At 68.6% G+C, this 11961-nt stretch carries 11 protein-coding genes and 2 pseudogenes; 2 read left to right on the top strand and 11 right to left on the bottom strand.

Features of this window, described 5'->3' with window-relative positions; all coding sequences use genetic code 11:
• Nucleotides 1-6: 6 nt before the first annotated feature.
• A pseudogene (locus CH341_RS35990) lies at nucleotides 7-120 on the top strand (RNA polymerase factor sigma-54); the annotation flags it as partial.
• Here the strand turns inward: CH341_RS35990 and ureC are convergent.
• From ureC to urtA, 11 genes and pseudogenes are all read right to left on the bottom strand, one after another.
• Nucleotides 73-1743 (bottom strand): annotated as a pseudogene (gene ureC, locus CH341_RS21595) (urease subunit alpha); the annotation flags it as partial. The pseudogenes CH341_RS35990 and ureC overlap by 48 nt on opposite strands.
• A gap of 12 nt (nucleotides 1744-1755) precedes the next feature.
• On the bottom strand, nucleotides 1756-2112 hold the full coding sequence (locus CH341_RS21590) for a GFA family protein (protein WP_111421044.1): 357 nt from the start codon (nucleotides 2110-2112) through the stop codon (nucleotides 1756-1758).
• 51 nt (nucleotides 2113-2163) lie between these two features.
• Nucleotides 2164-2469, bottom strand: a complete 306-nt coding sequence (locus tag CH341_RS21585; protein WP_111421043.1) for an urease subunit beta — start codon at nucleotides 2467-2469, stop codon at nucleotides 2164-2166.
• Between the two features lie 11 nt (nucleotides 2470-2480).
• A complete protein-coding gene (locus CH341_RS21580) occupies nucleotides 2481-3050 on the bottom strand; it encodes a formylmethanofuran dehydrogenase subunit E family protein (RefSeq protein WP_111421042.1) in 570 nt (189 codons plus the stop codon).
• A gap of 3 nt (nucleotides 3051-3053) precedes the next feature.
• Nucleotides 3054-3356 carry an urease subunit gamma gene (locus tag CH341_RS21575; RefSeq protein WP_111421041.1) on the bottom strand — a complete coding sequence of 101 codons (303 nt, stop codon included), beginning with the start codon at nucleotides 3354-3356 and terminating at the stop codon, nucleotides 3054-3056.
• Nucleotides 3357-3373: 17 nt separating this feature from the next.
• Nucleotides 3374-4210, bottom strand: a complete 837-nt coding sequence (locus CH341_RS21570; protein WP_245431178.1) for an urease accessory protein UreD — start codon at nucleotides 4208-4210, stop codon at nucleotides 3374-3376.
• A 31-nt stretch (nucleotides 4211-4241) separates the two neighbouring features.
• Complete coding sequence (urtE, locus tag CH341_RS21565) at nucleotides 4242-4937, bottom strand: urea ABC transporter ATP-binding subunit UrtE (protein WP_111421039.1); 696 nt, start codon at nucleotides 4935-4937, stop codon at nucleotides 4242-4244.
• 244 nt (nucleotides 4938-5181) lie between these two features.
• Nucleotides 5182-5934 carry an urea ABC transporter ATP-binding protein UrtD gene (gene urtD, locus CH341_RS21560; protein ID WP_111421038.1) on the bottom strand — a complete coding sequence of 251 codons (753 nt, stop codon included), beginning with the start codon at nucleotides 5932-5934 and terminating at the stop codon, nucleotides 5182-5184.
• 3 nt (nucleotides 5935-5937) lie between these two features.
• The gene (gene urtC / locus CH341_RS21555; RefSeq protein ID WP_425376202.1) at nucleotides 5938-7092 is read right to left on the bottom strand and encodes an urea ABC transporter permease subunit UrtC; all 1155 of its coding nucleotides are present in this window, start codon (nucleotides 7090-7092) and stop codon (nucleotides 5938-5940) included.
• A gap of 133 nt (nucleotides 7093-7225) precedes the next feature.
• Complete coding sequence (gene urtB, locus CH341_RS21550; RefSeq protein WP_111421047.1) at nucleotides 7226-8845, bottom strand: urea ABC transporter permease subunit UrtB; 1620 nt, start codon at nucleotides 8843-8845, stop codon at nucleotides 7226-7228.
• A gap of 262 nt (nucleotides 8846-9107) precedes the next feature.
• Complete coding sequence (gene urtA / locus CH341_RS21545; protein ID WP_111421036.1) at nucleotides 9108-10412, bottom strand: urea ABC transporter substrate-binding protein; 1305 nt, start codon at nucleotides 10410-10412, stop codon at nucleotides 9108-9110.
• 318 nt (nucleotides 10413-10730) lie between these two features.
• Between urtA and CH341_RS21540 the strand changes: the two genes are divergently transcribed.
• Nucleotides 10731-11927, top strand: a complete 1197-nt coding sequence (locus tag CH341_RS21540; RefSeq protein ID WP_170149745.1) for a urate hydroxylase PuuD — start codon at nucleotides 10731-10733, stop codon at nucleotides 11925-11927.
• Nucleotides 11928-11961 lie beyond the last annotated feature (34 nt).

Raw genomic sequence — 11961 nt, 5'->3', positions numbered from 1 at the left:
AAGTACATGGCGACGCCGCGCGGCACCTTCGAGCTGAAATACTTCTTCACCTCGTCGATCGCCGCCTCGGACGGCGGGGGCACAGGTCAACAGCTCGCCGTCGGCGCGCACCTCGTAGGTCTCGGGGTCGACCTCGAGAAGCGGCGTGGCGTCGTTGTGGATCATGCTCTTCTTGCCGATCTTTCGGGTCTTCTCGACGGCTACGAGCTCCTTCTGGATGCCGAGCTTCTTGCCGAGGCCGGCGCGCACCGCCGCCTTGGAGACGAACACCAGGGACGAGGCGGTGAGCGACCGGCCGAAGGCCGCGAACATCGGCCGGTAGTGCACCGGCTGCGGCGTCGGGATCGAGGCGTTGGGATCGCCCATCGGCGCCGCGACGATCGAGCCGCCCTTGATGATGCAGTCCGGCTTGACGCCGAAGAAAGCGGGCGACCACAGCACCAGGTCGGCGAGCTTGCCCTTCTCGACCGAGCCGATGTGCTTCGACACGCCGTGCGCGATGGCCGGATTGATCGTGTACTTGGCGATGTAGCGCTTGGCGCGCAGATTGTCGTTGTCGCCGGTCTCGCCCTTCAGCCGGCCGCGCTGCTTCTTCATCTTGTCGGCGGTCTGCCAGGTGCGGATGATCACCTCGCCGATGCGGCCCATCGCCTGCGAGTCCGACGACATCATCGAGAGCGCGCCGAGGTCGTGCAGGATGTCCTCGGCCGCGATGGTCTCCTTGCGGATGCGGCTCTCGGCGAAGGCCAGATCCTCGGCGATCGACGGGTCGAGATGGTGGCACACCATCAGCATGTCGAGATGCTCGTCGATGGTGTTTTTGGTGAACGGCCTCGTGGGATTCGTCGACGACGGTAGGACGTTCGGCAGGCCCGCCACCTTGATGATGTCGGGCGCGTGGCCGCCGCCGGCGCCCTCGGTGTGGAAGGCGTGAATGGTGCGCCCCTTGAACGCCGCGATCGTGTCCTCGACGAAGCCCGACTCGTTGAGCGTGTCGGTGTGGATCATCACCTGCACGTCGAACTCGTCGGCGACCGACAGGCAGCAGTCGATGGCGGCCGGAGTCGTGCCCCAGTCCTCGTGCAGCTTCAGCGCGCAGGCCCCGGCCTTGATCATCTCCTCCAGCGCCGCGGGGCGCGAGGCGTTGCCCTTGCCGGCGAAGCCGAGATTGACCGGGAAGGCGTCGGCCGCCTGGATCATGCGGGCGATGTGCCACGGCCCCGGCGTGCAGGTGGTGGCGTTGGTGCCGGCCGCCGGGCCGGTGCCGCCGCCCAGAAGCGAGGTGACGCCGGACATCAGCGCGTCCTCGACCTGCTGCGGGCAGATGAAATGGATGTGGGTGTCGAAGCCGCCGGCGGTGAGGATCTTTCCCTCGCCGGCGATGATCTCGGTGCCGGGGCCGATGACGATCGTCACGTTCGGCTGGATGTCGGGATTGCCGGCCTTGCCGATGGCGGCGATGCGGCCCTCCTTGATGCCGATATCGGCCTTCACGATGCCCCAGTGGTCGAGGATCAGGGCGTTGGTGATCACCGTGTCGACCGCGCCCTGGCGGTTGGTGAGCTGGCTCTGGCCCATGCCGTCGCGGATGACCTTGCCGCCGCCGAACTTCACCTCCTCGCCATAGGTGGTGAAGTCCTTCTCGACCTCGATGATCAGGTCGGTATCGGCGAGCCGCACCCGGTCGCCCGTGGTGGGCCCGAACATGCCGGCATAGGCGGCGCGCGAAAGGGTGACGGGCATGGGATCCTCTGATCAGAAGCTGCGGCCGTCGACGGCCTGCGGCGACAGCGCCGTCGGATCGACGCCGTCGAGACAGCGGGCATTGATGGCGACCATCGCGGTGCCGTCCGGCATCGCGCCGCGGGCGAAGGACTCGATCCCGCAGGTGGCGCAGAACAGGTGATGAATGGTCTTCTTGTTGAACTGATAGTCCGTCGTGGCACCCTCGCCCGAGACGAGCGTGAAGGCGGATGCGGGGGCGAACGTCAACAGCGCGCCGAGCTTCTGGCAGCGCGAGCAGTTGCACGTGATGGTGCGGTCGAGGTCGACGTCGACCTCGTACCGCACCGCGCCGCATTGACACCCGCCGGTGTAGTGCCTGGTGGGCATGACGGCCTCCCTGCTGTCTCGCGCCGCGACGGCTGCGCCGCTCCCGGTCGGTTAAAGCTTCCCCATCACGTCCTGCCGGAAGCCGTAGACGGTGCGCTTGCCGGCGAGCGGCACCAGCGTCACCTCGCGCGACTGGCCGGGCTCGAACCGCACCGCCGTGCCGGCGGCGATGTCGAGCCGCAGTCCGCGCGCCTTGCGGCGGTCGAACGTCAGGGCCGGATTGGTCTCGAAGAAATGGTAGTGCGAGCCGACCTGGATCGGCCGGTCGCCGGTGTTCATCACGGTCAGGGTGACGGCCTTGCGGCCGGCATTGAGCGTGATGTCGCCCTCGGCGGTCAGAATCTCGCCCGGGATCATGGTCGTCTCCTTCAGGGCTTGGGCGCCGGCGGAGCCAGCGGCAGCTCGCGCACCGTCATCATCTCGGCCGCCGAGATCGCCATCACGGCATCCCACCGCCGCGCTCCGGTCGTTTCCTTGTTGATGTCGCGCAGCCGCGGCCAGATCGTGTCCGGCACGGCGTATTCGAGCGTCCGCCCGCTCGGCTTGTGGCGGATGACCACGCGGCCGAACAGGCTTTCGCCGGCCGGCGCGTCGGACACCCGCAAGGTCGCCTGGCCGGGCGAGGCGCGGGTGGCGATCATCACGCCGTCGACGATGCAGGGACACGGCGCGGCCGGGCTGGAGAAATAGGTGACGTCGAGCTCGCGCGGCGCGGCGCCGAGCTTCTGGCGGGCATCGTCGCCGATCCGGATGCCGGCCGCGATCAGCGAGCCGAAACCGCCGTGCACCCGGGCGCCGAGCGAGATCCAGAAATCGCGCTCGTCCGGCGGCGTCGTCTCGATCGGCGCATCGTGGGCGCGCAGCGACGTCGCGGCGAACAGCACGGCGGCCAGCGCGCCGGCCGTCACGATCGCGCGGATGGGAGACGGACCAGCCATGGCTCAGCGGATCGGGTCGTGCACGGTGACCAGCTTGGTGCCGTCCGGAAACGTCGCCTCGACCTGGATCTCGGAGATCATCTCGGCGATGCCGTCCATCACCTGGGCGCGGGTCAGCACGGTGGCGCCGGCCGACATCAGCTCGGCGACGGTGCGGCCGTCGCGGGCGCCCTCCAGGATGAAGTCGGAAATCAGCGCCACCGATTCCGGATGGTTGAGCTTGACGCCCCGCTCCAGCCGGCGGCGCGCCACCATGGCGGCCGTGGCGATGAGGAGCTTGTCTTTTTCACGCGGTGTGAGGTGCATCGAAGAGCCGTTTCGTTCTAGTTGAGCCACAGCGGCGGCAGCGGACCGGAGAGCGCCACGGTCAGCGCCGTCATGAGATCGTGCCGCAGGCTCTCGCCGTCGGGAGCGCAGAAGCGCACGGCCGTGATACCGTTCCATGACGATGCGCCGACCTCGCCGCGCAGGCCCTCGCAGGCCCGCAGCGCCGCCACGAAGGCCTCGTCGGCCGGCATCAGCAGGATGATGGCGATGGCGACGCCGCCATTGGTCACGGCCGGCTCGCGCAGCGTCTCGGCGATGGCGCCGTCGAGCCGGATCGTCTCGGCATAGACCAGCCGGCCGGCCCGGCGCACCCGCCAGCGGTCCGAGAACCAGCCTTCCCGGACCTCCTCGTTCATGCCCGAGCGGCCGAACACCACGGCCTCGGCCAGGAGCAGCCGGGCGTTCTCGGCGAGCTCGATCTCGATGGTGCGCTCCAGCCGGGCGCGGTCGAACAGGATCATCTCGCGCGGCATCCAGGCCAGGCTCGCCCCGCTGCCGACCTTCAGGCGCACCGCCATCGTGGCGGCAGCACCCGGCGAGCGATAGACCTTCTCGGCCGACGAGGTGGTGACGCGCAGCGACGCTCCGTCCTCCACGGCGATGTCGACGTCGGCCGTGTCGCCGCCCGCGATGCCGCCGGCCGTATTGACGATGACGGCCTCGAGGTCGGGTGACGGCCGCGCCGTGGTCGGGAAGCGGACCCGCAGCGAGCCCTGCTCGAACACGCGCGTGCGACGGCTGACGCCCTCGCGCAGGCCCACGCCGAGCCGGATCGTCCCCGCCGCCCGGTTGGCCGCGAAGGTCTCGTTCTGCGGTCCCGCCTGCTCGCTCACCGCTCCCCCTGCCGCGACGGCGGCCGACGCCTCACAGCGCGAGCGCGCGGCGCAGGGCCCCCTCGTCGAGATCGGCGCGGCTCGCCGCATAGACGACGCTGCCGCGATCCATGACGGCGAAATGATCGCCGAGTTCGCGGGCGAAGTCGAGATACTGCTCGACCAGCACGATGGCGATGCCGCCGAGGTCGCGCAGATAGGCGATGGCCCGGCCGATGTCCTTGATGATCGACGGCTGGATGCCCTCGGTCGGCTCGTCGAGGAGGAGGAGCCGCGGCCGCATCACCATGGCCCGGCCGATGGCGAGCTGCTGCTGCTGGCCGCCCGAGAGGTCGCCGCCGCGGCGCCGCAGCATGTCGGCGAGCACCGGAAACAGGTTGAACACGTCGGGCGGGATCGAGCGCTCGCGCCGCGGCAGCGCCGCGAACGCCGTCTCCAGGTTCTCCTGAACCGTGAGGAGCGGGAAGATCTCGCGTCCCTGCGGCACATAGGCGATGCCGCGCCGCGCCCGCCGGTCGGGCGCGAGGCCGGCGATGTCGCTGCCTTCCCATTCGATGGCGCCCGCACGCACCGCGTGCTGGCCCACGATGGCGCGCAGCAGGCTGGTCTTGCCCACCCCGTTCCGTCCCAGCACGCACGTCACCTTGCCGGGCTCGGCCTGGAGGCTCACGCCCCGCAACGCCTGCGCCGCGCCGTAGTAGAGATCGATGGACTGGACGTTCAGCATGGCAGCGACCCGACCAATATCGCCTTGCGACGACGCTCACCCCCCTCCCTGTCCCTCCCCCACAAGGGAGGAGGGAACGCTGGAACCGCAATGCCGCCCTGACCGAGCCAACACGAGCCCAATTCGACAATGGAGATGCCGCATGCCGCAGTCGGCTCCCTCCCCCCTTGTGGGGGAGGGCTGGGGAGGGGGGTATCCACGGCACGATGGTCCCGACCAGAGATCTTTCTCTCCAAGCCCATGCTCATCGTCCCAGATACACCTCGACCACCCGCTCGTTCTCGGACACCTGGTCGATCGAGCCCTCGGCCAGCACCCGGCCCTCGTGCAGCACCGTGACCTTGACGCCCAGCGCGCGCACGAAGGTCATGTCGTGCTCGACGACCACCACGGTCTTCTCGACATTGATGGTGCGCAGCAGCTCGGCCGTCTGATGGGTCTCGGCATCGGTCATGCCGGCGACCGGCTCGTCGACCAGCAGCAGCTTCGGATCCTGGGCCAGCAGCATGCCGATCTCCAGCCACTGCTTCTGCCCATGCGACAGGTTTCCCGCCAGCCGCGATCGTGCGGCCGTCAGCCGGATGGTCTCGAGGATGGAGGACATGCGTTCGCGCGCCGCGGCGGTCTCGCGCCAGGCGACGGCGGTGCGGGCGCGGCGGTCGCCGGCGAGCGCGAGGCGCAGATTGTCCTCGACCGTGTGGGAATCGAACACGGTCGGCTTCTGGAATTTTCGCCCGATGCCGAGCACCGCGATCGAGGCCTCGTCGAGCGCGGTGAGGTCGTGGCTGCCGTCGAACAGCACCTCGCCCTCGTCGGGCCGGGTCTTGCCGGTGATGACGTCCATCATGGTGGTCTTGCCGGCGCCGTTGGGGCCGATGATGGCCCGCATCTCACCGGGCGCGATGGTGAGCGAGAGCCCGTTCAGCGCCTTGAAGCCGTCGAACGACACGCTGACGGCGTCCAGATAGAGCAGCGCCGGAGTGGTGCGGAGATCCATGGCCTACTCCGCCGCCTGCGGCTTGGTCGCGACGGCGGCACCGGACGGGTCCGGCGCGTCCTCCGTCGCCGTGATGCGACGTCCCGCCCGCCAATGCGCGATCGTGCCGACGATGCCGCGCGGCAGCCACAGCGTCACGCCGACGAACAGGCCGCCGAGCAGGAACAGCCAGTACGGCGCCAGCGCCCCACTGGTGAAGGTCGTCTTGGCGTAGTTGACCAGCACGGCCCCGATCACGGCGCCGGCCAGCGTCCCGCGCCCGCCGACCGCCACCCAGATCACCGCCTCGATGCTGTTGGCCGGCGAGAACTCCCCGGGATTGATGATGCCGACCTGCGGGACGTAGAGGGCACCGGCGACGCCCGCCATACAGGCCGAGATGGTGAAGACCGCGAGCTTGTAGGACTCGACCCGGTAGCCGAGGAACCGGGCCCGCGCCTCGGCGTCGCGGATGGCGATCAGGACCATGCCGAACTTCGACGCCACCAGGATCCGGCACACCACGTAGCCGAGCATCAGCGCGAGGCACGAGGTCGCGAACAGCGCCGCCCGGGTGCCGTCGGCCTGGACGTTGAATCCCAGGATGTCCTTGAAGTCGGTGAGGCCGTTGTTGCCGCCGAAGCCGAAGTCGTTGCGGAAGAAAGCCAGCAGCAGCGCGAACGTCATGGCTTGGGTGATGATGGAAAAGTAGACGCCCGTCACCCGGCTCCTGAACGCGAACCAGCCGAACACCAGCGCCAGCAGGCCCGGCACCGCGAGGACCATCAGCATGGCGTAGGGAAAGCTGGAAAAGCCCCACCAGGCGAGCGGCAGCTCCTTCCAGTTCAGGAACACCATGAAGTCGGGCAGCAGCGGATTGCCGTAGACGCCGCGGCCACCGATCTGGCGCATCAGATACATGCCCATGGCGTAGCCGCCGAGCGCGAAGAACGCCCCGTGGCCGAGCGAGAGGATGCCGCAATAGCCCCAGATCAGGTCGATCGACAGCGCCAGCAGGGCGAAGCAGACATATTTGCCGAACAGCGAGACCAGGTAGGTCGGCACGTGCAGGGGCGAGGAGTCGGGGAGCGCGAGATTGAGGAGCGGAACGGCGATCGCGACGGCCCCGAGCAGCGCCAGAAACACGATCGTGCCACGGTCGAGCGCGCGGGGGATCATGAAGAGCTCCGTCATTCCGGGGCGCGGGCTGAAAGCCCGCGAGCCCGGAATCCATAACCCCGGTCCGTGTGTATGGATTCCGGGCTCGCCGCTGCGCGGCGCCCCGGACTGACCGAGATTGTGACGTCGGCTTTCATGCCTCCACGGCCCTTCCCTTCAGCGCGAAGAGGCCGCGCGGGCGGCGCTGGATGAACAGGATGATCAGCACCAGGATGGCGATCTTGCCCAGCACGGCGCCCGCGAACGGCTCCAGGAACTTGTTGGCGATGCCGAGCGTGAAGGCTCCGACCAGCGTGCCCCACAGGTTTCCGACGCCGCCGAACACCACCACCATGAACGAGTCGATGATGTAGCTCTGGCCCAGATTGGGCGAGACGTTGTCGATCTGCGACAGCGCGACGCCGGCGATGCCGGCGATGCCGGAGCCGAGCCCGAAGGTGAGCGCGTCGATGCGCGCGGTGCGGATGCCGACGCAGGCCGCCATGCCGCGATTCTGGGTGACGGCGCGCATTTCCAGGCCGAGGCGTGTCCACCGCAGCATGGCGAGCAGCATGGCGAAGGTGGCGAGACTGAAGCAGACGATCCACAGGCGGTTGTAGGTGATGGAGAGCTGGCCGAGCTCGAAGGCCCCGCTCATCCAGGACGGATTGCTGACCTCCTTGTTGGTCGGCCCGAAGGCGGTGCGCACCGCCTGCTGCAGGATCAGCGAGATCCCCCAGGTGGCGAGCAGGGTCTCCAGCGGACGGCCGTAGAGGAAGCGGATGACGCTCTTCTCGATCAGGATGCCGACCATCCCGGTGACCACGAAGGCGAGCGGCACGGCGATCGGCAGCGACCAGTCGAGCGTCAGCGCCGCCGGCAGCGGCAACGAGAACCCGATGCCGGTGCCCGGAATGGCGAACGTGAAGGCCTTCTGGCGGATCGCCTCCTGCACCACGAAGGTCGTGTAGGCGCCGAGCATCACCATCTCGCCGTGCGCCATGTTGATCACGCCCATCACGCCGAACGTGATGGCGAGCCCGATGGCGGCGAGCAGCAGCACCGAGCCGAGCGAGACGCCGTACCAGGCGTTCTGCGCCGTCTCCCAGATCTGCAGACGGTTGCGGATCGCAGCCGCGGCGCTGTCGGCAGCGCCCTGCACCGTGGCGGGCGTGCCGGGCGGCAGCGCCGAGAGGAGCGCCAGCGCGCTCTGGTCGCCGCGCTCGCGCAGCATCCCGACCGCCTCGATGCGCGCCGCCTCGGGGGCGTCGGGGCTGGTGATCAGGATCGCGGCCCGCGCCATGGCGAGCGCGGACTTCACGCGGGTATCCGTTTCCTGGGAAAGCGCCGCCTCGACGGCCGGCAGCGCACCGGCGTCGCGCGACTTGAACACGGCCTGCGCCGCGTCGAGCCGGCGGGCCGGATCGGGGGCCCGCAGCGTCAGCGCGCCGAGCGCCGCCTCCACGGCGCGGCGCAGCCGGTTGTTGAGCCGCACGCGCTTGAGATCGGCCGGCGGCGGGGCGGGACTGACGACCGCTCCGGTGGCGGCGTCCTTCAGGGCGCCGCCGTCGTCGATCAGCACGCGACGGGCGGCCGGATCGGCGAGCAGCCTGCCGTCCTGCAGCGCCTTGACCACCGCGAAGGCCCGCACATCGCCGCCCGCGCCGAGCGCCGTCACGCCCGCCTCGGTGTCCGTATAGGAGTCGGTGAGAAACTTCTGCAGCGTGTCGTCGAAGGCGTCGGCGCGGGCGGCGGAGACACCGACGAAGAGCATCGACAAGACTGCGATCATCGCGGTCAGGACGGATCGCAGGCGCCCTCTCCCTATCCCTCCCCCACCAGGGGGGAGGGAACAGGGTGTGGCAACGCCACCCGAATGATCTCGTCTCTCGTCCTGGGCCGGGTCGATCGGAGTCACGAAGAGGAGCCCTTCCTTCGTGGTTCCCTCCCCCCTTGTGGGGGAGGGACAGGGAGGGGGGTGCCGGCACGGAACGAGGCCAGCCGGCCACCTTGATCGAATCAGACGATCCGCGAGCTCACCCGCCGCACTTCTGAGTCTTGCTGTTGTAGTTGCCGCATTTGAGCTTGACCCAGTCGGCGACCAGATCCTTGGAGCCGTCGAGATACTTCGACCACGCCTCGCCGGGGACCAGCCCTTCCGTCTTCCACACCACGTCGAACTGGCCGTCGCCCTTGATCTCGCCGATGAACACCGGCTTGGTGATGTGATGATTGGGCAGCATCTCGGAGGTGCCGCCGGTGAGGTTCGGCGCGGTGGTGCCGGGCAGCGCGTCGATCACCTTGTCCGGATCGGTGGTGCCGGCCTTCTCGACCGCCTTCACCCACATGGCGAAGCCGACGACGTGCGCCTCCATCGGGTCGTTGGAGACGCGCTTGGGGTTCTTGGTGAAGGCCTTCCACTTCTCGATGAAGGCCTTGTTGTCCGGCGTGTCGATCGACTGGAAGTAGTTCCAGGCGGCGAGGTGGCCGAGCAGCGGCTTGGTGTCGACGCCGGCGAGCTCCTCCTCGCCGACCGAGAACGCCACCACCGGGATGTCGGTCGCCTTGACGCCCTGGTTGCCGAGCTCCTTGTAGAACGGCACGTTGGCGTCGCCGTTGATGGTCGACACGACGGCGGTCTTCTTGCCGGCCGAGCCGAAGCGCTTGATCTCGGCGACCCGGGTCTGCCAGTCGGAGTGGCCGAACGGCGTGTAGTTGATCGAGATGTCCTCCGGCTTGACGCCCTTGGACACGAGGTAGGCCTCCAGGATCTTGTTGGTGGTGCGCGGATAGACGTAGTCGGTGCCCTCGAGCACCCAGCGCTGCACCTTCTCCTCCTTCATCAGGTAGTCGACGGCCGGGATCGCCTGCTGGTTCGGCGCCGCGCCCGTGTAGAACACGTTGCGCTCGGATTCCTCGCCCTCGTACTGCACCGGATAGAACAGGATCGAGTTCAGCTCCTTGAACACCGGCAGGACGGATTTCCGCGACACCGAGGTCCAGCAGCCGAACACGACCGACACCTTGTCCTTGGTGATCAGCTCGCGCGCCTTCTCGGCGAACAGCGGCCAGTTCGACGCGGGGTCGACCACCACGGCCTCGAGCTTCTTGCCCAGCAGGCCGCCCTTCTTGTTCTGCTCCTCGATCAGCATCAGCATGACGTCCTTCAGCGTCGTCTCGCTGATCGCCATGGTGCCCGAGAGCGAATGCAGGATGCCGACCTTGATGGTCTCCTGCGCCTGCGCCGGCAGGACGGCGGCGAGGCTCAGCGCGGTGCCGACCGCGGCGGCGAGCATGCGACCGGCCAGCCGGCCGGCCCCCCTCCGAAGAGCTGCGTGCATCGTCACTCCTTGTGGGTCCGGATGCGGTCCGGATCCGTGCGTGTCGAAATCGGGTGGTCGAGCGCGGCCGGGCGGCCGGCGGAGGGCGATGCCGCAAGGAGCATGCCAAGGCTCTGGCCTCGGCTATCGATCGGACGGGACATCAGAATCGCGTCATACGGAGAATTCCGTAACGCGACACAACCGGAGACCGCCCGCGCCGTGAGCGACCTGCTCAAAACGTGGTCAGGACTGCGTCGGTACCATCGGCTTGAACTCGCCGGCCCGCCTCTGCCATGGTGCCGGCACTCAAATCCCCCGGAATCAGAGGTCCAGGTCTTGGAGCTTGTACTGACGGAATGGGCGTCCGCGTTGCTGCGCTGGCTGCATGTGGTCGCCGCGATGGCCTGGATCGGCAGCTCGTTCTACTTCATCCACCTGGATCTCAGCCTGCATGCGCGCTCGGGCCTGCCCGACGGGGTCAAGGGCGAGGCGTGGCAGGTGCACGGCGGCGGCTTCTATCACATCGTCAAGTATCTGGTGGCGCCCGCGCGGATGCCCGACGAGCTGACCTGGTTCAAGTGGGAGGCCTACGCCACCTGGCTGTCCGGCTTCGGGCTCCTGGTGGTGGTCTACTATCTCGGGGCGGACCTCTTCCTGATCGACAAGGCCGTGCTGGATCTCACGGTGCCGCAAGCGGCGGGGCTCGCGTTCGGCACCCTGGTCGTGGCGTGGCTGGGTTACGAGGGCGTGTGCCGCTCGCCGCTGGGCAAGCACGAGGTGGCGCTGGCGCTGGTCGGCTTCGTGTTCCTGGTGGCGCTGACCTGGGGCTTCACGCACGTGTTCTCGGGGCGCGGCGCGCTGACCCAGATCGGCGCCCTGGTCGGCACCATCATGGTGGCGAACGTCTTCCTCATCATCATTCCCTTCCAGAAGAAGACCGTGGCCACCTTGATCGAGGGTCGGGCACCCGACCCGTATTGGGGCGAGATCGGCAAGCAGCGCTCGGTGCACAACAACTATCTGACGCTGCCGGTCGTCTTCCTGATGCTGTCGAACCATTATCCGCTGGTCTTCGCGACGAAATACAACTGGCTGATGGTCGCGATCGTCCTCTTGATCGGCCCGGTGATCCGTCATTTCTACAACACGCGGCACGCCGGCAAGGGCAGCCCGTGGTGGACCTGGGCGGTCGCCGCGGCCGGGGTCGCCGCGATCGTCTGGCTGTCGACCGCGGGGCCGCGGGAGACCAGCCGTGGGGCGCTGCCGGCGGCGCCGCGCTTCGCCGAGGTCGGCGATGTGGTGATCTCCCGCTGCAGCATGTGCCACGCCGCCGAGCCGGTGTGGGCCGGCATCGGCCACGCCCCGAAGGATCTGCGGCTCGACGACCCGGAGACCATCCGGCGCCACGCCCGGCTGATCGAGCTGCAGGCGGTGCGCAGCCACGCGATGCCGCCCGGCAACGTCACCGAGATGACCCTCGACGAGCGCGCGCTGCTCGCCGCTTGGCTCGCCGCCGGCGCAAAGGGGGAGTGAGCCTCCTTCTTCACCTCCCCCTGGAGGGGGGAGG

Origin of the sequence: Rhodoplanes roseus, assembly GCF_003258865.1 — a bacterium.
In the GTDB taxonomy this organism is placed as follows: Bacteria; Pseudomonadota; Alphaproteobacteria; order Rhizobiales; family Xanthobacteraceae; genus Rhodoplanes; species Rhodoplanes roseus.
This window is presented reverse-complemented; position numbering and strand designations above follow the sequence as displayed.

What these genes read in the sequence shown, in the direction of transcription:
- CH341_RS21590 (WP_111421044.1), bottom strand. Translation starts at nt 2,112, where the DNA reads ATGCCCACCAGGCACTACACCGGCGGGTGTCAATGCGGCGCGGTGCGG.
- CH341_RS21585 (WP_111421043.1), bottom strand. Translation starts at nt 2,469, where the DNA reads ATGATCCCGGGCGAGATTCTGACCGCCGAGGGCGACATCACGCTCAAT.
- CH341_RS21580 (WP_111421042.1), bottom strand. Translation starts at nt 3,050, where the DNA reads ATGGCTGGTCCGTCTCCCATCCGCGCGATCGTGACGGCCGGCGCGCTG.
- CH341_RS21575 (WP_111421041.1), bottom strand. Translation starts at nt 3,356, where the DNA reads ATGCACCTCACACCGCGTGAAAAAGACAAGCTCCTCATCGCCACGGCC.
- urtE (WP_111421039.1), bottom strand. Translation starts at nt 4,937, where the DNA reads ATGCTGAACGTCCAGTCCATCGATCTCTACTACGGCGCGGCGCAGGCG.
- urtD (WP_111421038.1), bottom strand. Translation starts at nt 5,934, where the DNA reads ATGGATCTCCGCACCACTCCGGCGCTGCTCTATCTGGACGCCGTCAGC.
- urtC (WP_425376202.1), bottom strand. Translation starts at nt 7,092, where the DNA reads ATGATCCCCCGCGCGCTCGACCGTGGCACGATCGTGTTTCTGGCGCTG.
- urtB (WP_111421047.1), bottom strand. Translation starts at nt 8,845, where the DNA reads ATGCTCTTCGTCGGTGTCTCCGCCGCCCGCGCCGACGCCTTCGACGAC.
- urtA (WP_111421036.1), bottom strand. Translation starts at nt 10,412, where the DNA reads ATGCACGCAGCTCTTCGGAGGGGGGCCGGCCGGCTGGCCGGTCGCATG.